The organism is Microbacterium sp. AC215 (genome assembly GCF_979258645.1).
Map to the genome: position 1 here is coordinate 880,680 of NZ_OZ409869.1, position 21,495 is coordinate 902,174.

General features: G+C 68.1%; 19 protein-coding genes. 7 read left to right on the forward strand and 12 right to left on the reverse strand.

The genetic code is table 11. The features are described from left to right. Positions 1 to 14 precede the first annotated feature (14 nt). Entirely contained in the window at positions 15 to 707 is a 693-nt protein-coding gene (locus ACZZZF_RS04580; protein WP_463497260.1) for a nucleotidyltransferase domain-containing protein, read from the forward strand. Between the two features lie 7 nt (positions 708 to 714). Here the strand turns inward: ACZZZF_RS04580 and ACZZZF_RS04585 are convergent, their stop codons facing one another. Beyond that, entirely contained in the window at positions 715 to 1,581 is an 867-nt protein-coding gene (locus tag ACZZZF_RS04585; protein WP_463497263.1) for an alanyl-tRNA editing protein, read from the reverse strand. Between the two features lie 84 nt (positions 1,582 to 1,665). Beyond that, the gene (ispG, locus tag ACZZZF_RS04590; protein WP_187249498.1) at positions 1,666 to 2,817 is read right to left on the reverse strand and encodes a flavodoxin-dependent (E)-4-hydroxy-3-methylbut-2-enyl-diphosphate synthase; all 1,152 of its coding nucleotides are present in this window, start codon (positions 2,815 to 2,817) and stop codon (positions 1,666 to 1,668) included. A 230-nt stretch (positions 2,818 to 3,047) separates the two neighbouring features. Between ispG and ACZZZF_RS04595 the strand changes: the two genes are divergently transcribed. Further along, positions 3,048 to 4,931, forward strand: a complete 1,884-nt coding sequence (locus tag ACZZZF_RS04595) for a chorismate-binding protein (protein ID WP_463497264.1) — start codon at positions 3,048 to 3,050, stop codon at positions 4,929 to 4,931. A gap of 43 nt (positions 4,932 to 4,974) precedes the next feature. Here ACZZZF_RS04595 and ACZZZF_RS04600 read toward each other — a convergent pair whose 3' ends face one another. After that, positions 4,975 to 6,291, reverse strand: a complete 1,317-nt coding sequence (locus tag ACZZZF_RS04600) for a M50 family metallopeptidase (RefSeq protein ID WP_150115054.1) — start codon at positions 6,289 to 6,291, stop codon at positions 4,975 to 4,977. Between the two features lie 82 nt (positions 6,292 to 6,373). On the opposite strand from ACZZZF_RS04600, the gene ACZZZF_RS04605 reads away from it, so the two are divergent. From ACZZZF_RS04605 to ACZZZF_RS04615, 3 genes are all read left to right on the forward strand, one after another. Further along, on the forward strand, positions 6,374 to 6,946 hold the full coding sequence (locus tag ACZZZF_RS04605; RefSeq protein WP_463497267.1) for a hypothetical protein: 573 nt from the start codon (positions 6,374 to 6,376) through the stop codon (positions 6,944 to 6,946). Positions 6,947 to 7,034: 88 nt separating this feature from the next. Beyond that, a complete protein-coding gene (locus tag ACZZZF_RS04610) occupies positions 7,035 to 7,730 on the forward strand; it encodes a YcnI family copper-binding membrane protein (protein WP_463497270.1) in 696 nt (231 codons plus the stop codon). Positions 7,731 to 7,819: 89 nt separating this feature from the next. Further along, positions 7,820 to 9,442 (forward strand): Mur ligase family protein, encoded by a 1,623-nt coding sequence (locus ACZZZF_RS04615; RefSeq protein ID WP_320488028.1) that lies wholly within the window; start codon positions 7,820 to 7,822, stop codon positions 9,440 to 9,442. Between the two features lie 84 nt (positions 9,443 to 9,526). Here the strand turns inward: ACZZZF_RS04615 and dxr are convergent, their stop codons facing one another. Next, a complete protein-coding gene (dxr, locus tag ACZZZF_RS04620) occupies positions 9,527 to 10,609 on the reverse strand; it encodes a 1-deoxy-D-xylulose-5-phosphate reductoisomerase (RefSeq protein ID WP_463497273.1) in 1,083 nt (360 codons plus the stop codon). Positions 10,610 to 10,645: 36 nt separating this feature from the next. Further along, positions 10,646 to 11,635: an FKBP-type peptidyl-prolyl cis-trans isomerase gene (locus ACZZZF_RS04625; protein ID WP_056278410.1), complete on the reverse strand. Its 990-nt coding sequence runs from the start codon at positions 11,633 to 11,635 to the stop codon at positions 10,646 to 10,648. Between the two features lie 123 nt (positions 11,636 to 11,758). On the opposite strand from ACZZZF_RS04625, the gene ACZZZF_RS04630 reads away from it, so the two are divergent. Further along, positions 11,759 to 12,538, forward strand: coding sequence for a lysophospholipid acyltransferase family protein (locus ACZZZF_RS04630; RefSeq protein WP_053095771.1), 780 nt, complete (start codon positions 11,759 to 11,761; stop codon positions 12,536 to 12,538). A 12-nt stretch (positions 12,539 to 12,550) separates the two neighbouring features. Here ACZZZF_RS04630 and ACZZZF_RS04635 read toward each other — a convergent pair whose 3' ends face one another. Beyond that, positions 12,551 to 13,045 (reverse strand): OsmC family protein, encoded by a 495-nt coding sequence (locus ACZZZF_RS04635; RefSeq protein ID WP_400340868.1) that lies wholly within the window; start codon positions 13,043 to 13,045, stop codon positions 12,551 to 12,553. A 91-nt stretch (positions 13,046 to 13,136) separates the two neighbouring features. Between ACZZZF_RS04635 and ACZZZF_RS04640 the strand changes: the two genes are divergently transcribed. Further along, entirely contained in the window at positions 13,137 to 14,132 is a 996-nt protein-coding gene (locus ACZZZF_RS04640) for an asparaginase (RefSeq protein WP_053095770.1), read from the forward strand. A 19-nt stretch (positions 14,133 to 14,151) separates the two neighbouring features. Here ACZZZF_RS04640 and ACZZZF_RS04645 read toward each other — a convergent pair whose 3' ends face one another. From ACZZZF_RS04645 to atpD, 6 genes are all read right to left on the reverse strand, one after another. Then, positions 14,152 to 16,926 (reverse strand): FtsK/SpoIIIE domain-containing protein, encoded by a 2,775-nt coding sequence (locus tag ACZZZF_RS04645; RefSeq protein WP_463497275.1) that lies wholly within the window; start codon positions 16,924 to 16,926, stop codon positions 14,152 to 14,154. Between the two features lie 57 nt (positions 16,927 to 16,983). Next, entirely contained in the window at positions 16,984 to 17,802 is an 819-nt protein-coding gene (locus ACZZZF_RS04650) for a PP2C family protein-serine/threonine phosphatase (RefSeq protein ID WP_053095767.1), read from the reverse strand. Between the two features lie 242 nt (positions 17,803 to 18,044). Beyond that, complete coding sequence (locus ACZZZF_RS04655; RefSeq protein WP_157538147.1) at positions 18,045 to 18,824, reverse strand: DUF5684 domain-containing protein; 780 nt, start codon at positions 18,822 to 18,824, stop codon at positions 18,045 to 18,047. 118 nt (positions 18,825 to 18,942) lie between these two features. Next, positions 18,943 to 19,689, reverse strand: coding sequence for a YaaA family protein (locus ACZZZF_RS04660; protein ID WP_463497278.1), 747 nt, complete (start codon positions 19,687 to 19,689; stop codon positions 18,943 to 18,945). A gap of 72 nt (positions 19,690 to 19,761) precedes the next feature. Next, a complete protein-coding gene (locus ACZZZF_RS04665) occupies positions 19,762 to 20,022 on the reverse strand; it encodes a F0F1 ATP synthase subunit epsilon (protein ID WP_053095764.1) in 261 nt (86 codons plus the stop codon). Positions 20,023 to 20,024: 2 nt separating this feature from the next. Continuing rightward, entirely contained in the window at positions 20,025 to 21,479 is a 1,455-nt protein-coding gene (gene atpD / locus ACZZZF_RS04670) for a F0F1 ATP synthase subunit beta (protein ID WP_053095763.1), read from the reverse strand. Positions 21,480 to 21,495 lie beyond the last annotated feature (16 nt).

A 21,495-nucleotide genomic window follows, 5' to 3' on the forward strand; every position in this document is an offset into this window, starting at 1 on the left:
GTTACGCTGGCGGCGTGGACCACCTCGCCATCGCTGAACGATTCGTCGTCGCTCACTATCCCGAGGCAGACGTCGCGGTAGTTGCGGGGAGCACCGCGCGCGGAGAGCGGACACCGTCGAGTGACATCGATCTGCTGCTTCTCGGCGACCGCCCCTTCGCGGTCGAGGAGCAGACGAGCGAGGCCTCGACGCACGAGTTCGAGGGCGAGATCTTCGAGGTCTTCGCATACACCCCGGCGGGATTCGACGAGTGGGCCGACCGCGGCGTCGCACAGCATCGACCGGTGACGGTGCACATGCTCGTCGAAGGCATCGCGATCCGAGACGACGGTCGCCTCTCCGCGCTGCGCGCTCGATGGCAGAGCGTGCTCGACGACGGCCCCTCCCTGAGCGCGAAGGAGTCGGCCTTTCGCCGATACGTCATCACCGATGTGCTCGACGATCTCAGGGATGCGACGGATGCGCTGGAGCAGCAGGTCGAGGCCGCCATCCTGTTCGAGAGGATGGCGGAGCTCATGCTGTTGAGCGAAGGACGCTGGACGGCGACGGGCAAGTGGCTTCCGCGACGGCTTCGGAGCCTCAGTCGCGAGCGTGCCGACCTCCTGAGCACCCCTCTGCTCGCGCGGGACTACGCCGCCTTCGCCGCCCGGGTCGAGGACGAGCTCATCCGCGCGGGCGGCCGGGTGCAGAGCGGCTTCGTGCGCTGAGCGGGGCTCAGGATGCAGGCACGGCCCGCGTCGTCATGACCAGCAGCTGCGGATCGGTCAGGTCGAGTGTCACTGAGATCGAGACGAACTCGGCGAGGGACGCCACGTGCGTGCCGCCGCAGAGAATCTCGGCCGTGCCCTCCGGCAGCTCGCAGTGCCAAGTGCGGCGGTCCACGATCGTCTGGCCTTCGGTCACCACCCTGCTCGATGCGCCGGAGGCCACCCATTCGGCCAGCTGAGCGTTGATCGCCGCCTCGCGCTCAGCGAGCGTCGTCGCGAAGGTCTCCGTGTCGAAGCCTGCCCGGCGCAGACTCTTTCCCAGTCGGTATTCGTCCACAGCACCGTCGACGTGGATGCGGCTGGACTGATTGGCCTTCCCCTCGAAGTTCGGGTTGCCCAGAGCATCCTCGCCCGGGTCCTTCCGCCAGAGGTCGGCGAGAGCCAGGTCGAGCGCCAACGACGCGAGGTGGCAGGCCGTATGTCCGCGGCTGAGACCGGCCCGCCGGGACGAATCGACCGACAGCTCGACACGTGCGCCCTCGACCAGCCAGGACGGGGCCTCCCCCTCCAGCGGATGACCGACGAGCCATGTCCATCCCTCGGCGCCGCGCTTCACCGGGATGTCGGATGCTACGGCGAACTCGCCCTCGTCGGAGACCGCTGCCATCACAGCCTCGGAGACGCGGACTCTCGAACCGTCCTGCGCGATCTCGCCGCTGTCTCCCGGCTGATCGGGCCAGGTGTGGTCGACGGGGTGGAAGGGCGTCGCGTCGACGACGACGACGACACCTGCGGGAGTCCACTCGACCCGCGCGACGGTGCTCGAACCCGAGACGTCGCCACCGGCGAAGGACACGACAGTTGACGAGGACATGGAGCTCCTTGAGGTGTGCTGGATGGTCGCCGTCCCCCGCCGACAGGACCCGCTTTCGAGTCCGAGCGAGGGAACGCTCCGCGGTCAGACCGTGACGACCTGCGCGGTGCCGAGTGGCGCTTCCGGCCCCATGTCGGCCGCGATGCGGTTCGCCTCTTCGATGAGCGTCGCGACGATGTCGGCCTCCGGCACGGTCTTGATGACCTCGCCCTTGACGAAGATCTGTCCCTTGCCGTTGCCCGAGGCGACCCCGAGGTCAGCTTCGCGCGCCTCGCCGGGACCGTTCACGACGCATCCCATGACGGCGACGCGCAACGGCACCGTCATGTCTTTGAGACCCTCGGTCACGTTCTCGGCGAGCGTGTACACGTCGACCTGTGCGCGCCCGCACGAGGGGCACGAGACGATCTCGAGCTTGCGCTCTCGCAGGTTCAGCGACTGCAGGATCTGGTGACCGACCTTGACCTCTTCGGCGGGCGGTGCGGACAGGGAGACGCGGATGGTGTCTCCGATGCCCTCACCGAGCAGGATGCCGAACGCCGTGGCACTCTTGATCGTGCCCTGGAACGCCGGACCGGCCTCGGTCACACCGAGGTGCAGCGGCCAGTCGCCCCGCTCGGCGAGCAGGCGGTAGGCCTTCACCATGACGATCGGGTCGTTGTGCTTGACCGAGATCTTGAAATCGTGGAAGTCGTGCTCCTCGAACAGCGACGCCTCCCAGACGGCACTCTCGACGAGGGCCTCAGCCGTCGCCTTGCCGTACTTGGTGAGGATGCGCCGGTCGAGCGACCCGGCATTGACACCGATCCGCAGAGAGACACCCGCGGCCTTGGCCGCCTCCGCGATCTTGCCGACGTTGCCGTCGAACTCCCGGATGTTCCCCGGGTTCACACGCACGGCGCCGCATCCCGCATCGATGGCGGTGTAGATGTAGCGCGGCTGGAAGTGGATGTCGGCGATCACCGGGATCTGGCTCTTCATGGCGATGATCTTCAACGCGTCGGCGTCGTCCTGATGAGGGACGGCGACACGGACGATCTCGCATCCGGACGCGGTCAGCTCGGCGATCTGCTGGAGGGTCGCGTTGATGTCCGTCGTCTTCGTCGTCGTCATGGACTGCACGGTGACGGGAGCGTCACCACCCACGAGCACCTTGCCCACCTTGATCTGGCGAGACTTGCGGCGCGGGGCGAGGACTTCGGGGATCTTCGGCATCCCAAGATTCACTGCTGGCACAACCCCCAGCCTACGCCGCCTGAATGCACACAGGCTGGATGTCGCCCGGCTCGGATGCGCGTCATACGACCGGGAACGCGGCGTTCGGTGTGATAGTTTTCAGCCCATGCTCGCGAACTTCACCTGGTGGCCCGCCTCTTAGGCGGTGTGTTCGCGTTCCCACGAATCCAGACCGCCTCCGGGGCGGTCTTTTCGTTGAGCCGAGCCGGAGCCACGCACAGGAGACACCGATGACCCTCTCACGTCTTGCCGAGCTCACCGCAGATCCCACGGCCTCGTTCGTGCTGATCGCCCGCGACGGCGCCGACACCGTCGAGCTGCTCACAGGCGAGGTCGTCGACGTCGACCTGCTCGCCGACATCCCGCTCACGATCGAGGGCACCCTTCGCGAGATCTTCGCCATGGTGCCGTACCGCCAGGTGCGCGAGCGCGGGTTCGTCGCCCAAGACGACGGCGCGCCGCTGCGATGCATCGTGGTCGACGAGCATCTGCATCTCCCGGCTTCCGAACTGGTCGCCGAACTCCCTTCCGCCCCTGTCCCCCTTCGTGACGGCGGCTTCGACATCGCCGACGACGACTACGCCCAGATCGTCGAGACCGTGATCGCCGACGAGATCGGACGGGGCGAGGGCGCGAACTTCGTGATCCGCCGCGACTTCACCGCCGAGATCGACGTCGACGACCGAGCCGCGGCCCTCACCTGGTTCCGCGCCCTGCTCACGCACGAACGCGGCGCCTACTGGACCTTCGCGGTCGTCACGCCCGGACACATCGCCGTCGGCGCGAGCCCCGAGGCGCATGTCGTCGCGCGAGGCGGGGTCGTCACCATGAACCCGATCTCGGGCACCTTCCGCCACCCGGCCGGCGGAGCGACTCGGGACACCCTGGTGGACTTCCTCTCGTCGACCAAGGAGACCGAGGAGCTCTTCATGGTCGTGGACGAGGAGCTCAAGATGATGAGCGCCGTCTGCTCCGACGGCGGGCGCATCACCGGACCGCATCTGAAGGAGATGTCCCGCCTCACCCACACGGAGTACATGCTCCGCGGGCGCAGCACGCTCGACCCGCGGGACATCCTGCGCGAGACGATGTTCGCGCCGACGGTGACGGGCTCGCCGATGCAGAACGCATGCGCGGTGATCCGCCGGCACGAGAAGAAGCCCCGCGGATACTACTCGGGCGTCGCCGCACTGTTCACTCCGAACGTCGACGGTGGTCACGATCTCGACGCCCCGATCCTCATCCGAACCGTGTACCTGCAGAACGGATCGCTCAGCGTTCCGGTGGGTGCGACCCTGGTTCGGCACTCGGATCCCCACGGCGAGGTGTCGGAGACGCATGGCAAGGCCGCTGGAGTGCTCGGCGCGATCGGAGCGATCGACCGAGACCGCGTCGCCGAAGCCCGCGACGACGCGGACGCCCCGGGTCGGCCGCAGACGCTTGCCGACGACCCCGCGGTCTCGGAGCTCCTCTCGTCCCGCAATGCGCGGCTCGCGGACTTCTGGTTGAATCCGCAGGGCGACGACCTGAGCGGTCCTTTCGCCGGGCGATCGGCGATCGTCGTCGATGCAGAGGATCGTTTCACCACGATGCTGGCGCATCAGCTGCGCCACCTGGGACTCGACGTCGCGATCCGCGCCTGGAGCGACGCCGACGACGCGGAGCTCGATGCAGCCGACCTCGTTGTCGCGGGTCCGGGCCCCGGCGACCCCCGTGACGTCGAGAGCGACCGCATCACTCGACTGCGTGAGGTCGTGTCCCGACGCGTCGACGCCGAGGCGCCACTGCTCGCGGTATGCCTGAGCCACCAGATCCTCAGTGATCGCTTCGGCATCGAACTGACACCCCTCACGGCGCCACACCAGGGGCTGCAGAAGGCGGTGCCCGTGTTCGGCGAGAACGCCTCGATCGGCTTCTACAACACCTTCACCGCCAGGGTTGCTCCGGGCACGACGTCGATCGGCTCGGTCGAGGTGTCGGCAGACCCGGAATCGGGCGACGTCTATGCGCTTCGGGGCGACCGCTTCGCGTCGGTGCAGGGGCACCTGGAATCGATCCTGTCCCGCGACGGCATCCGCACTCTCGAGCGCCTGGTCACGCACGCGCTCAGCTGATCCTCGACCGGGCGCAGTCCGGTGGATCGGCCGCACCGGCCGCTCAACCTCCGAAGAGCTTCACGGGGTTGAACACGTCGGCGAGGAGCAGCACGGCCCCCATCGCGATGAGAAGAGTGGCGACGACGACCGTGAGCGGCACGAGCCTGGTCGCGTCGACGGGCGCGGGCGGCGGACGACGGAACAGCTTCGCCCAGGCGCGCCTGATGCCGTCCCACAGGGCGACCACGACATGACCGCCGTCGAGCGGCAGGAGCGGAATCAGGTTGAACACGAACAGGGCCACGTTCAGGGAGCCGAGAAGTCCGAGAAGCACGGAGAACCGATTGAGGACCGGCGCATCGGTCGCTGCGACCTCACCGGCGATGCGTCCGACCCCGACGACGCTCAAGGGTCCATTCGGGTCCCGCTCCGAACCGGTGACCAGTGAGACGCCCACGTCCCAGATCCGAACGGGAAGGGTGACGATCATCGACCCCACGCGGGCGACGGTGTCCGCGGCCATCTGGGGGCCGGCGGAGAGCGGCTGCGGCACGAAGCCCATCTGAGCGGCCATACCCACGTAGCCGACCTCTCGCACGACGGGTTGCCCGTCGTCGTCGAGGACGGGCTGCCCACTCGCATCCGTGATGGTGCGCTCAGCTTCGATAGGCGTGATGCTCAGCGTCTCCTCGGCACCGTCCCGCAGCACCACCATTTCCAGGGTCTCGCCCGGCGCCGCCTGCACGATGGCGGTCGCCTGAGCGAACGTCGACACCGGCTGCCCGTCCACGGACACGAGGACGTCGCCCGGGAGGATCCCGGCTTCTGCCGCGGGCGTGGCCGGATCGTCCGGCGTGCATTCGGTCGCCGATGAGCCGGCGGGGAGCACGCACTCGTTCACCGAAGCGATCGTCGTGGTTCCCTGCTGGACGCCGATCCCGGAGACGAGGACGGTGAAGATCACGACCGCGAGGATCAGATTCATCAGCGGACCGCCGAGCATCACGATGACGCGCTTCCACACGGGAAGCCGGTAGAAGACGCGGTCCTCAGCGCCCTCGGCGATCGTCTCGTCATTCGCCGTCCGTGCGTCCTGGACGAGAGCGCTGAACACGCCCTTCGCAGGCCCCGATGCGGCGGAAGCCGGGTACATCCCCGACATCGAGATGAAGCCACCGAGCGGCAGCAGCTTGAACCCGTACTCGGTCTCGCCGATTCGCTTGGACCAGATCCTCGGACCGAAGCCGATCATGTACTGGCCGACGCGCACGCCGAACAGCTTGGCCGGCAGGAGATGTCCGACCTCGTGCAGACCGATCGACAGACCGAGGCCGATCAGCATGAACACGATGCCGGCCAGATAGAGCAGTGCTTCCACTCCCCCAAGCTAGTGCTCGACGCCTAGGAATACGCCCCGAGAGCTGCACGGGGCGACCGCGTCGCACGGTTAGGCTTGTCCCGTGACCTCCCGCCAGCTGCGACTTCTGCGCGCAGCGACGGCATCCGGTGCTGCGACTCTCGTCGCCGCCGCATCGCACACCACCGCTGGCGGGGCCGCGCCGCATCCGCTCCTCGTGGTCGCCGTGGCGATCCTCCTGGTCCCGCTCGCCGCACTGCTCATCGGCGTAGGGATGTCTCGCGCGCGGATCGCTCTGACGGTGCTGATCAGCCAGGGGCTCTTCCACCTGGTGTTCCAGCTGCTCGGCACGCCGACCGGAACGGCGGCACCGGCGGGACATCAGCACCACCTCGATCTCGCCGCTCTGGGCCCGGTGGTCGCGACGACCGCCCCCGACTCCCTCATGCTCATCGGCCACGTCGCCGCGGCGATCCTCACCACTGCTCTGCTGTGTCACGGCGAATCGTCGGTGCGGGCCATCGCCGGATGGGTGCGGGCTCGCCTTCGTCACGCGGTCGCCGTGTTCCGGCCCATGTCCGAGCACCCCGCGATCCCCGTGTTCGCGATCCGACTGCCGGATCAGGACCTTCTCGCTGCGTCGGTCTCCCGCCGCGGACCTCCCGCACTCGTCTGATCTCGCATCGCCTCCCCGAGGCGTTTCCCCTTCCCGCGGACGACGCGCACACCGACGCGCCCGCAGATCAGCACACAGGAGTACCACCATGCGTTCCACCAACACCCGCACCACCCGTCGCAACGTCACCGCAGGCCTCATCGGGGGTGCGATCCTCGCACTCGCCATCCCGGCCATGGCCAGCGCACACGTCAGCGTCAGCCCCGACGAGCTGAGCGCAGGAGACCACGGCGTTCTGACCTTCTCGTTCGCGCACGGCTGCGAGAACTCTCCGACCACCTCGCTGAAGGTCACGATGCCGGAGGGGCTCGCGTCGGTCGCGCCCACCATGGACAGCGACTGGACGATCGACATCGAGAAGGGCGACGACGGACTCGTCAGCGCCGTGACGTACACCGCCGTCACACCGGTGCCCAACGACCTGCGCGGAGCGGTCAGCATGGCGGTCGGCCTCGACGAGAACACACCCGCTTCTCTCGCTTTCCCCGTGATCCAGACCTGCGTCGAAGGCAGCACCGAATGGACCCAGCTCGCGGAGGACGGCGAGGACCCGCACAGCCTCGACGCGCCCGCTCCCGTGGTCGAGGTGACCGCGGCCGCTGCCGACGGGCACGGCGAGCATGACTCTGCCGAAGATGCCGGAGATGCAGACTCCGCCGGTGCGGACGCGGCCGACGATGCGGGATCCGCGAATGCGGTCGGCACGGCGCTGGGCGCAGGCGGCCTCGTCGCCGGCATCGCCGCGCTCGTGGTCTCGGTACTGGCGTACCGCCGCGCGGCGTGACGCGCCGGAACGTCTCCCCGATCGCATGCGGCCGGGGAGACGTGCCGCACCCGGTCATCGCGCCGCGGGCGTGAGATCATGAAAGGGACATGTCGATTGAACAACAACCGAGCCTGCCTCCCGTGCTCCGCCCCGCGAACCCGCCCCGGCGTGAGCTGTCCGAACTCGCCTCTCGATTCGCACGAGACGTCCGTGGCGAGGTGACCGGTGTCACCCTGTCCGGCATCACCCTGGCCACCGCCGATCTCCGCCCCGGCGAGGCGTTCGTCGCGATCCGAGGCGTGAACCGCCACGGCGCCGATTTCGCGGTCACCGCCGCGGAGAAGGGCGCTGTCGCGATCATCACGGATGAGGACGGCGCCGAGATCGCCGAACCCGCGGGCCTGCCCGTGCTCGTGGTGGACGACCCGCGCGCAGTCCTCGGCGCCCTCAGCGCCTGGGTCTACGGCACCGGCGCAGGCGAGCCGCTCCCGCTGCTGTTCGCGACGACCGGGACGAACGGCAAGACGAGTGTCTCGCACCTCCTCGAGGGCATCCTCGACCAGCTCGGCGTCGTCACCGGACTCTCATCGACCGCCGAACGACACATCGCCGGCGAGGTGATCGTGTCGAGACTCACCACTCCTGAGGCATCCGAGATGCACGCGCTCCTCGCCTTGATGCGCGAGCGCGATGTCGAAGCCGTGGCCGTCGAGGTCAGCGCGCAGGCGCTCTCACGTCATCGCGTCGACGGCATCCGCTTCGACGTCGCCGGCTTCACCAACCTCAGCCATGACCACCTCGACGACTACGCCGACATGGAGGAGTACTTCGAGGCGAAGCTGCCGCTCTTCCGTCCGGATCGAGCGACCCGCGCAGTGGTATGCCTCGATTCCCCGTCGGGCGCCACGGTCGTTCAGCGCTCGGAGATCCCCGTGGTCACCGTCGGCACGCCCTCCATCGCCGCCGACCCCGATGCCGCGGCCCGTGCCGACTGGGTCGTCGTGATCGACGACGAACGCGCGTCCGGCACCACGTTCACTCTCACCGGCCCGGCCGGCAGGCTCACGACGACGGTTCCCGTGATCGGTCCGCACATGGCCGCGAACGCAGCACTCGCCATCGTGATGCTGCTCGAGGGCGGCTACGCCTGGGATCGAATCGCCACGGCACTCGACCGTGACGGTGGCATTCTGGCGCACCTTCCCGGTCGCACCCAGCTCGTCTCCGGCGACACCGGCCCGGTCGTCTTCGTCGACTTCGGGCACTCCCCCGACGCGTTCGAGAAGACGCTCGCCGCGGTGCGCCGTGTCACACCGGGCAAGGTACTGATGCTCTTCGGCGCCGATGGCGACCGCGATGCCAGCAAGCGCTACGACATGGCGCGCACGGCCGTCGAGGGCAGCGACATCCTCGTCGTCACGGACCACCACCCCCGTTTCGAAGACCCCGACTCGATCAGAGCCACTCTCGTGGCCGGCGCACGCGCCGCGCGCCCGGACGCGCAGATCCATGAGTACTCGCCTCCCGAGACGGCCATCGTGGCGGCCGTGGGCCTGGTCGGCGAAGGCGACTCGATCCTGTGGGCGGGACCCGGCCACCAGGACTATCGCGACATCCGGGGTGTTCGCACGCCGTACTCGGCCCGCGAGCTGGCGCGTCGTGCCCTCCGAGCAGCCGGATGGCCCGTGCCCGATTCTCACTGGCCGGTCCCCTACCCGGACGAGGACTGACCCGGGCGCGGATGCCGTCGACGACCGCATCCGCGCCCGGGTCGACCGCGCGGCCTGGGCGGAATACCGCCCAGAACCGTTCGGTCAGGCTCGAGCGATGAGCTGGTCGGCTTTGCGGCGCGCCCACTCCTCGGCATCCGCCAGCGACTCGACCGTCAGCGTCTGCGGGGGCTCGTGGGAGTCGACGACCCGAGAGATCGTGTCGACGATCCCGAGGAACGGCAGGCGACCCTCGTGGAAGGCATCGACGGCCTGCTCGTTGGCCGCGTTGTAGACCGCAGGGAAAGTGGCAGCCGCACGACCGACGGACTTCGCGAGATCGACCGCCGGGAACGCGACGTTGTCGAGCGGCTCGAAGGTCCACGAAGTCGCCTGAGTCCAGTCGAGCGGGCGACCGACGCCGCCCACACGGCTCGGCCAGTCGAGACCCAGCGAGATCGGCAGACGCATGTCGGGCGGGGACGCCTGAGCGATCGTCGAGCCGTCGATGAATTCGACCATCGAATGCACGATGGACTGCGGGTGCACCACGACCTCGATGTCGTCGTAGGCGACATCGAACAGCAGGTGCGCCTCGATCACCTCGAGTCCCTTGTTCACGAGCGTCGCGGAGTTCGTCGTAACCATCCGGCCCATGTCCCAGGTGGGGTGCGCGAGCGCTTCCTGCGGCGCGACATCGAGCATCTGATCACGCGAACGGCCGCGGAACGGACCACCGGATGCCGTCACGACCAGGCGGCGCACCTCGGCGTGCGTGCCGCTTCGCAGCGCCTGGGCGAGCGCCGAGTGCTCGGAGTCGACCGGGACGATCTGATCAGGGGCAGCTGCTGCGCACACCAACTCGCCTCCGACGACGAGGGACTCCTTATTCGCGAGAGCGAGCGTTCTTCCCGCCTTCAGCGCCGCGAGAGTGGCGCCGAGTCCGATCGATCCGGTGATCGCGTTGAGAACGACGTCAGCCTCGACGTCACCTACGAGCTGCTCGGCCTCGGTCGCGCCGAGCGCGATGTTCTCGACCCCGAAAGCGGCAGCCTGCTCTCCGAGCATCTCGGCATTCGTTCCGGCCGCGAGCCCGACGAGTTCGAAGCGACGTGGATTCGCCCGGATGACGTCGAGCGCCTGTGTGCCGATGGAGCCGGTGGAGCCGAGGACGATGATGCGACGCATGCCGCCAGCCTATGGCAAGCCCTCGACCCCTCCGTCTTACTGGGCCTGTTCGATCGGCGTGGTCGCGAGGATGTCGACGACGAAGACCAGGGTCTCGCCGGTCAGATCGGTGTCGTTGATCTCGCCCTCGCCATAGCCATCCTTCGGAGGCATGGTGACGATGACCTGCGAACCGACCTTCTGGCCCTCGAGTGCCATCTTGAAGCCCGTCACGACACCGCTGGTCTGGAACTGCGAGGGAGCTGCATCCCGGCTCCAGCTGGAGTCGAACTCCGAGCCGTCCGACCACTTCACACCGCGGTACTGCACAGTGACCAGGTCGCCTGCGCCGACGACGGCGCCGTCGCCCTGCTTGAGGACGGCCACCTCCGTCTCGGCGGGAGCATCGGAGTCCGGGAGCGTGATCGTCGGCGAGCCCTCGTCGTCGAGCTTCACGGTCGGCATGCCTTCGGTCGCGTCGACATCAGAGCCGGATGCGGTCGTAGGAAGCTGTTCGATCGTCTCGACGTAGAGGACGCTCGGGTTCATGCCCTCCTGCGCGGCGGGCAGCGTCAGCACGACACTCGAACCGATCGGGAGGCACTCGGCCGCCACCGTGAACACCGTGGACTGCGTCGGGTCGACGATCTGCTGAGGCTGCTGCACCGCGAGCAGGGCTGACAGTACCCCGTCAGGGCCCCGCTCCGAGGTGCTGAGCACCTCGTTGGTGGTGGCGTCGATGAGCTGGTAGCGCAGAGACACGAGATCGCCGGGCATGACGTCGTCGCCGTCACCCTCGACGACGACCGAGCGCTCGGCCTCCGCGAGGTCGGTGCCCGCCGGCACCGTGACCTTGGCGTCTGCCCCGGATCCCTCGACGGTCACGGCATCGGAGCCGGCGCCCGACGCGATGTCCGCCAGGCAGGAGGTCTCGGCGGCAGGGTCAGGAGTGCTCGTGGACTCGGGGTCCGAGCCTCCGGCGCACCCGGCCAGCAGAAGGGTCGCCGCGGCGACGGTGGACAGGACGATAAGCGGACGCTTGCGCACAGTGGAACCTCAGGATCGCGGGCGGGACACCCCATCATCCCCCATACCCCTTTGCCGATGCTGGGAGACTCGCTCCGGCGCTTCATTCCCACCGGGGCATGATCGCCGGGGTAATCTGCTCTGATGACGTCAGAGCAGTCCGTGGAGCCCGAGACTTCGCCCGCAGAGACTGAGAAGCCTCGCCACGCCGGCTTCGCCTATGCGCTCGGTCGCAGCCTCATCACGCCCCTCGCGCGCACGATCTACCGGCCCCGCATCGAAGGCAGGGAGAACGTCCCTCAGGACGGCCCGGTCATCTTCGCGAGCAACCACCTGTCGTTCATCGACTCGATCGCGATCCCGGTCGCCGCACCGAGGCCCGTGCACTTCCTCGCCAAGTCCACGTATTTCGAGGGCCCTGGATTCAAGGGCTGGCTCAGCAAGACGTTCTTCGAGTCCATCGGGGCGATCTCGGTCCGCCGTGGAGCGGGGAAGGCCGCCCTCGACGCACTCGACGTGCAGCGTCAGCTTCTCGATGAGGGCCTCGCTGTCGCCCTCTACCCGGAGGGCACGCGCTCGACGGACGGACGCCTCTACAAGGGACGCACCGGCGTGGCGTTCCTCGCCCTGCAGACCGGTGCGCCGGTCGTGCCGGTCGGCCTCGTCGGCACGGACAAGGTGATGCCCGTCGGCGCCAAGATGCCGACCCTGAAGGAGCGCATCACCGTGCGCTTCGGCGAACCTCTCGACCTCTCGCCCCACGGACCCGCCACGAGCGGGCGCGCCCGCAGACTCGCGACGGACGAGATCATGGCCGCGATCCATGCCCTGTCCGGGCAGGAACTGGCGGACGCCTACAACGAGGCTCCCGCGCAGGGCACCATCGAGAAGATCAAGCAGGCGCTGCCCCACGAGCGCCGCTGACGCCGCCGCCGGTCAGCTCTGCTGGGCGCGGACCGAGGCTTCGTGCCGCACGGGGAAGTTCATCGAATTCGCGATGAAGCACCATGCGTTCGCCTGGGCATGGGCACGTTCGGCCGCCTCTATCATCGAGGCGTCCGCGACGACGACCTCGGGCCGCAGCATCACCTCGACGAACGCGCCGCCGCCGCGCCCGTCCTCTCGCATCATGCCGGAGGCCGTATCGCGGTAGGAGACGACGACGACGCCAGCCGTCACGCACGCGTGCAGATACGAGAGCAGATGGCACTGCGACAGGGAGGCGAGGAGCAGATCCTCAGGGTTCCACCGGGACGGATCGCCACGGAACGGCTTATCGGCTGAGGCCAGGATGTCGGGCTTGCCGTCGACCTCGAGCGTGACATCGCGTCGATACTCGCGGTAGCCGCTGGTGCCGGTGCCAGAGTTTCCGGTCCAGGTCGAGGTGAGTGAGTAACGGTGCTCGCCGAGCGGCGCGAGTCGATCTGCCATATCGACAGTCTGCCACTCGACTCTGCCGGACGATGTGCCGGACGATGTGCCGGTGGCACGGTCGACGCCCATCCGACGATATCCTGGGGAGGTGCTGGAGACTCTCACCGTTCAAGATGCCGTGGAACTCGCCGTCGTCGAACGCAGCGGGTTCATCGAGTCCCGCCACGCGGGGGCGGCGGTGGTCCTCTCACCCGACGGCGACGTCGTCGCTCGATACGGCAACGCCGACGCCCTGATACTTCCGCGCTCGAGCCTCAAGCCGCTGCAGGCCGTGGCGTGCATCACCGCGGGTGCCGCTCTCGAGGACGAGCAGCTCGCCATGTCGACCGCGAGCCACAGCGGCACGGATCGTCATGCCTCCGTGGTTCGCGACGTGCTCACCGAGGGCGGTCTCACCGAGGACCACCTGGGCTGCCCGCCGGCGTGGCCGGGCGATACCGCCGCTCGCGATGAGCTCGTGCGCGAACACGGCGCACAGACACGTATCCGCATGAACTGCTCAGGCAAGCACGCGGCCATGCTCCGTGCCTGCGTCGCGACGGGCTGGCCGACCGACAGCTACCTGGACCCGGCGCATCCGCTTCAGCTGCACATCCGCGACGTGATCGAGCGTCTCACCGGCGAGAAGGTCGCTCACACGGCCATCGACGGCTGCGGCGCCCCGGTATACGCGATCACGCTGACGGGCCTCGCCCGATCGATCCACCGGATCGGCACCGCCTCGGACCGCTCGCCCTTCGCCCTGCACCGGGTGGCCGGCTCGCTGGTGCGCGCGGTGCGTGAGCACCCGTGGACGATCGACGGCCCGGGGCGCCCGGACACCATCGCGATCGAGACGCTCGGCGTGTTCGCGAAGGGCGGTGCCGAAGGGATCATGGTCATGGTCGCCCCGAACGGCACGACCGTCGCGCTGAAGATGCTCGACGGCGGGGCGCGCGCGTCGACCATCGTGGCGGCGACTCTGCTGGCGCGCGCAGGCGGGCTCACCGATTCGGACGTGGCGACACTCGCCGCCGCGCTGCCTCTCGAGGTGCTCGGCGGTGGGGCGACGGTCGGAGCCGTTCGCCCCGGCAGTGCCATCTGACCAGGAGACGACACGCTTCTCATCGCCGAGGCGCGAGTGCCGGGATCACGATTCGTCGGGGCCCGGAGTCGCCGACCAGCGACCACGCCCGGCCCGCATGCGGTCGCGAATACGGCGGGAGCTCTCGCACACCGGCGAGCTGCCGCAGCTCCGCGGCATTCTCGGCTCGGATGAGCACTTCGCCCTCTCGACGCACCCGCTGCCACAGCGTCCAACTGCGCTGCCACGCGTCTGCATCGCCGAGCAGGACGGTGGGACGCGTGGGTGCCTGAGCATCGCGCGGTTCGCCGCTCAGAGTGACGACGTCGCAGTCGGGATACGCAGCCGCCACTGACTCCGCCACCGCAGACACCCCCGGCGTGATGAGCGCCGTGAGGGCACGCCGCGGAGCCCAGCCGTCACTTTCCCGTTCCCGATATCGAGAGGTGCCACTGGATGAACCCGACGACCGCAGTCGCTCCTCGGGGACCCAGACCAGTTGCATCTCCCGATCCCCCATCCGCATCCGTCCCGGACCGCGCTGCGGATCGAAACCTGCGGAGTCCCCACCCGCAGCAAGGTGATCGACCCGACTCGGCATCCTGAGCAGCCCCCGACGCGGCAGAGCATCGAGAAGCCGCCCGACGGGCCCCGATGCTCTCGTCGCCGTGATCGCGATCGTGGCTCCGGCCCCGTTGCGGAGGATCTGCTCCCAGAGCTGCGCCAGCTGTTGGCCGTACTCGACGGGCAGCTCGCCGATCCGGACGTCGATGTCGTCGCACAGCACGAGCCCCCCGCGCGGAACTCCCCCTTCCGCCAGAGCCACGACGGCGTCCCACGAATGCTCTGGATCGGTCGGTATCCAGAGTGGATGCCCATGCTGCTTGGCGAGCGCACGCAAGGCCGAGCTGCGCCCCGACTCGGGTCCTCCGAGGAAGGCGATTCCTCGATCGGATCCGATCGACAGGCGCTCGAGTGGCTGCTCCTGACGTTCCGGCTCGTCGACTCGGCCCAGGATGACTTCGCCGTCCTTGCGTGTCTCAGCCTGAAGCTCCGCGAGAGGAAGCATCCGCGGCAGCACTGGTAGCCACGGGCTGCCCGGAACGTCGTCGTCAGCCCACCTCAGTGCGATCGTCCTGAGATCGGCGACGCCGGTCAGAGCCACTCGCATCGCTATCGGCGCAGCGTCCTGCGGGCGACGAACCAGAGCCAAGCCCCTCGACTCGACGCCGCCCGGTAGCTCAGCCGCGTCGTCGGCACCGATGACGGCCCGACTGTCAGCGGCGTCCGCAACACGCAGGCTCACTCTCAGCGGACAGTTCGCCGCCAACGCGTCGCGGATCACGCCGGACGCGCGCTGCGTCCCGAGGACGAGGTGCATGCCCAGCGCCCTTCCCCGAGCGGCGATGTCCGTGAACACAACCCCGAGGTCCGGATGATCCTGGAGCAGCGCGGCGAACTCGTCGACCACGATGACCAGCCTCGCCATGCCGACCTCACGGACGTCTCGTGCGCCGGCCTCGGCGAGGACCGACTCGCGGCGCCGCAGCTCGGCGGTCAGGCTGGAGACGCCCCTCCGCGCCCCCTCCTCATCGAGGTCCGTGATCACTGCAGCCACCTGCGGGAGCATCCGAAGCGGTTCGAAGGCTGTGCCGCCCTTGAAATCGGCGAGGACGAATGTCACTCGGTCGGGTCCATGGCGGCTCGCCATGGCCGTCACCCACGAGACCAGCAGCTCGCTCTTGCCCGTTCCGGTCGTGCCGGTCACGATGGCATGCGGCCCGTCATCGACGATGTCGAGAAGTATGTCCTCCCGCTCACCACGGCCGACTGCGGCCGGCAGACCAACGAGCGATTCCGGCTGCAGCAGGTCGCTGAGCGCCACCGACGCGGGGACAGAATCGAGTTCCTCTCCCTCTCCTGTGCGACTGACCCCGATCGCGATCGTCTGATCCCGGGACATGCACTCGGCGTCGACCTCGACGATCCCCTGCGCCGTGCGGACGCGCGCCCGGTGCGGCTCGGTGATGTCGATGACGGTCGTGATCCCCTCCGGAACATCATCATCCCGATCCAGCAGCCAGATCACGGCGTCGGCCGTCGGTCGAGGATCAGCGCCCTGCACCACGGCCACCCGGAACGAGCCGCGCCGAGCGGCGTGGGTCTGCGGGAACCCCGCGAGCCCCAGCTCTTCAAGACGGGAGCCGACGATGGACATCTGGGCGGTGCCGAATCTGAGACACAACTGCACCGCGAGCGCTCTCGTCGCGGCGGCGACGAGAGGATACGAGCCGCGCAGTCCGATGCCACCGCTGAGGGGCACCGTCACCGGCACCCGCTCGACCCTCGCGCATCGCATCCGGAAGTCCCGTTCGCGCTCCCCATCCCCGCCCGAAGCGCGCACGCCGCTGTCGCCCGTACCGCTGCCGACGACGACCTCAGTGGCGGCGTCGGGTGGGTCGAGGCCGCGCAGAGGCGGCTGCGCCAGGCCTGCCGCAGCGTCGGGATGTCGATGCCACCGCAACTGACGCTCATCATCGTGAAGCTGCGTCAACTGTGCTTCGACGAGCGACCAGGCAGCCTCGCTGTCGGTCGCAGCCACCCGCGACGCCTTGCGTCGGGATCGCGACCCGTCGATCAGCGAAGCGATGATCATCAGGGGACCCAGAACCGCGAAGCACAGGGAGAACAGCGACCCGGTGACGAGCCAGAGCACCACTCCAGCGGCTACGGGGACGAGTGCCGCGACGAACGGTGTCGGAGGCCTACGAGCCGGTGCGGGGGCGGCAGGGATCGCGATCGGCAGAGAGTCCATGCCTCCAGTGGACCGCACATGCGGGGCTCAGAATCAGCCCTCCACAGTGAAAGGACGTCAGACGGAGGACTCGTCCGTTGTGGAGGAGGACTCGTCCGGCACCGAGGGCGACTCGTCCGCGATCTGCACGATGACGAGCGTCACGTTGTCGCGACCGCCATTCTCGAGTGCCGCAGCGAGCATCGCATCGACGGCGGCAGCCGGATCGGCGTTCTCGCGGAGGAAATGCTGGATGCCGTAGTCGGTCAGCTCCTTCGTGAGTCCGTCAGAGCAGATCACGAAACGATCTCCCGGGCGCACATCGAGCGTGACGTAGTCGGGAGCGGTGAGCTCGCTCGCCCCGACCGCTCGTGTGATCACATTGCTGTACGGATGACCTTCGGCCTCTTCGGGGCTGATCTTGCCTGCCGCGATGAGCTCCTGCACGACCGAGTGGTCGGTGGTGATCTGCACCAGGCGGTCGTCCCTGAGGAGGTACACGCGCGAGTCGCCGATGTTGAGCGACGTCCAATGCGGCTCGTCGCCCTCGAACTCGAGGAAGACTCCGGTGAGCGTCGTCCCTGTACCCTCGTCCGTGGTCTCCGGATGGTCGGCGATATCGGCCACCGCCATCTCCAACGCACCCTCGATGGCGCCGCGATCGACCGCGCCCGCAGCGACCACGGCGTCGAGCCGCTTCACCGTGCTGCGGCTCGCGATCTCGCCGCCCGCATGGCCACCCATGCCATCGGCGACGATGAAGAGTGGATAGTCCGCGAAGAACGCGTCCTGGTTCGTCTCACGTCGCCGCCCCACGTCGGTGACGCCTGCCCAGGACAGGAGCAGCTGACGCTGCGCAACCGTGACGCGGCGCGTCTTCGTCGTCGTCTCAGCCACTCGTCGCCTCCGGATTTCCTGCGGTTCGGGCTACCCCAGGACACTCACATATCGTAGTGGACGCCGCGACGGCCGCACGCGCACCCCCGGCCATCACGCGGAGTCCTGCGGCGCCGACTCTGGGCTGCGACATGAGCATGCCTCCACGTTATCGTCTTCCACCGTTGCTCTTCACCACGCCGCGAGCGCCCCATACAGCACAGAGCCCCCGACAGAAGTCGAGGGCTCTGTGCCGTATGCGATCAGGCCGGAGGCTGCGTGGGATCCGTGGGCGGAACCTGCGGAGCGGCCGGAGGCGCTGCGGGCGGAGCCGGCGGTGCCGTGGGCGGTGCCGTAGGCGGCGTCGACGGAGCAGCCGGCGGAGCACCGGTGGTCGACGGGGCCGCGGGCGGAGCGTAACCGGGCTGGGCGGGCGGAGCGTAGCCGGGCTGCGCGGGCGGTGCGTATCCCTGCGGCGCGGGCGGCGCGTAGCCCTGCTGAGGAGCGCCGTAGCCCTGCGGAGCGCCGTAGCCGGGACCGGCTGCCGGACGCGGCTGCACAGGAACGCCATCCCAGACGGTGGAATCGGCGAGGAAGCTGTTTCCTGCCCACGGTGCGGGAACGATGTTCGGGTTCCAGCGCGACTTGTCGAACGCGTTGATGCCGTACCAGACGATCGAGAGCAGAACGAACAGGACCACCCAGACGGCATCCTTCTGCAGCTTCAGTCCGACCCGCCATGCGGCCAGAGCGAGCACCACAGCGAGAGCGATGCCGGTCAGGAAGTTGAGGTACGGAATGAACGAGAGACCGATGCCGATGAGGACGACCCACGGCGAGATGTCACCCAGCTTCGCGAAGATCATCGTGTTGTACACCGGCACCCACGCGCGCCACTTGCCCTGGACGCCAGCCTTTTCGAAGATCTTCATGAGGAAGATCGACGAGATCACATAGAACGCCAGCGCAAAGAGCAGACTGATCAAGAAGACGACGAACAGACCGGCGATAGCCGCCCCGTTGTCGTAATAGTCGTTGTACATGATCCCCTCCGGATCCGATGGAGCGGACGCTGTGCGCGCCGCGAGACCCACCATATCGGTGTGCTGATATTCGGGGCAACGACACACGCGGAGACAGCGCACTGCCCGTCATGCACCGTCATTCCGCGACGACGAGCTCCTCGACACCGCGGTCGTCGGTCGGTCGAAGGACGAGACCCCTGCTCGCCGCCCATGTCCGAAGCGTGCGAAGCGACCGAACTCTCGGGCGGTCCTCCGCTAAGGCGCGCACGAGAAGACCCTTGGACTTCTTGTTGAAGTGATTGAGAGCCCGTCCGTGCTCGGTGACGACCCGCACATAAGCGGAGGGCACGGAGTCCGGCACGGGGCCGAGCGCGACGTAGGCCTCACTGCGCAGATCGAGAATGAAGTCGGGGTCCTCCCCCGCTATGGCCGCCGTGGTCGCGGCTGCCCAGTGCCTGCGCAGCGCAGCCAGGCCCGGCACTGAGGTCCCGGCAGCGAGCCGGTACGGCGGAATGAGATCGAGCGCTCCGATCGGCCCCAGCGGCGCCGAGTGGATCCAGACGTGCGAACCGAGCCAGCGGCGAGACGCGGGGTCGAGACTGCCCGCGTCGAGAGCGTCATACAGAACGCCCGTGTAACGGTCGACCGCCGGCATCGTCGCGGCCGAGCGCAGCATCCGATTGTGCTCGACATCGCCTGCCTGCTTGGGGCTCAGCTTCAGCACTCTGCGCGCTGCTTCCTCGTCGTGCGCCAGATCGATGAGCGCATCGATCACCGCTCGGCGCTCAGCGACCAGACCGGGGAGCGCCAGCGAGCTCTCGTCGAGAGGCGCATCGCGTCCTCCGGGTCGCTTGGTCTCCGACGGGGGCAGCAGAATCTTCATGAGACCTCGGGATACAGACACGTCCGCCCCGACCCACTGAGGGCCGAGGCGGACGCGAGGAACTGAGACTGATCAGGCGATGAGAGCCGCGTTGCCTGCCACGATCGTCAGGACGTCGCTCTCCATCGAGAGGAATCCGTCCTGCGCGTTGGCGAGCACCTTGGTGCCATCCGTCTGCGTGATCCGGACCTCGCCCTGGGCGAGGATCGCCAGGACCGGCTCGTGGCCGGCCATGAATCCGATCTCACCCTCGACGGTCTTGGCGACCACGAGGCTCGCCTCTCCCGTCCAGACCTCCGCATCCGCGGAGACGAGGCTGACATGCAATGCCATGATCAGCCGTTCTCCTTCTGGATCTTCGCCCACTGCTCTTCGACATCGGAGATGCCACCGACGTTGAAGAAGGCCTGCTCGGCGACGTGGTCGAAGTCACCGCGGGCGATCGCATCGAACGACTCGATGGTCTCCTTGAGCGGGACGGTCGAACCCTCGACACCCGTGAACTTCTTGGCCATGTAGGTGTTCTGCGAGAGGAACTGCTGGATACGACGTGCACGAGACACGACGATCTTGTCCTCTTCGGAGAGCTCGTCGACACCGAGGATGGCGATGATCTCCTGCAGTTCCTTGTTCTTCTGGAGGATCTGCTTGACCGTGGTGGCGACGCGGTAGTGGTCCTCGCCCAAGTAGCGGGGGTCCATGATGCGCGACGTCGAGGTCAGCGGGTCGATGGCCGGGTACAGACCCTTCGACGCGATCTCACGCGAGAGCTCCGTGGTGGCGTCGAGGTGGGCGAACGTGGTCGCCGGTGCCGGGTCGGTGTAGTCATCGGCGGGCACGTAGATCGCCTGCAGCGAGGTGATCGAGTGGCCACGGGTCGACGTGATGCGCTCCTGCAGGAGGCCCATCTCGTCGGCGAGGTTCGGCTGGTAACCCACGGCGGAGGGCATGCGGCCCAGCAGCGTGGAGACCTCGGAACCGGCCTGCGTGAAGCGGAAGATGTTGTCGATGAAGAGCAGCACGTCCTGCTTCTGCACGTCACGGAAGTACTCCGCCATCGTCAGAGCCGAGAGGGCGACGCGCAGACGCGTTCCCGGCGGCTCGTCCATCTGGCCGAAGACGAGGGCCGTCTTGTCGAAGACACCCGCCTCTTCCATCTCGTGGATGAGGTCGTTGCCCTCACGGGTGCGCTCACCGACACCGGCGAACACCGAGACTCCACCGTGGTCCTGCGCGACGCGCTGGATCATCTCCTGGATGAGGACGGTCTTTCCGACACCGGCTCCACCGAACAGACCGATCTTTCCACCCAGCACGTACGGCGTGAGGAGGTCGATCGACTTGATGCCGGTCTCGAACATCGTGGTCTTCGACTCGAGCTGGTCGAAGTTGGGGGCCTTGCGGTGGATCGGCCAACGCTCGGTGACCTCGATGGTCTCGCCGGGCTCGAGGTTCAGTACCTCGCCGATCACGTTGAAGACCTTGCCCTTGGTGACGTCGCCGACCGGGACCGAGATGGCCTCGCCCGTGTCGCGGACTTCCTGGCCGCGGACGATGCCGTCGGTGGGCTTCAGCGCGATGGCGCGAACGAGGTCGTCGCCGAGGTGCTGAGCGACCTCGAGGGTGATCTCCGTGGACTCCTCGCCGATGACGATGGTGGTCTTCAGAGCGTTGTAGATGTCGGGGATCGAGTCGTGCGGGAACTCGATGTCGACAACCGGACCGTTGACGCGCGCGACGCGCCCGACGACCGCGGTCGCCGGCTGGTCAGCCGTAGCGGTGGGGGTCATTTCTTCGTCTCTTTCC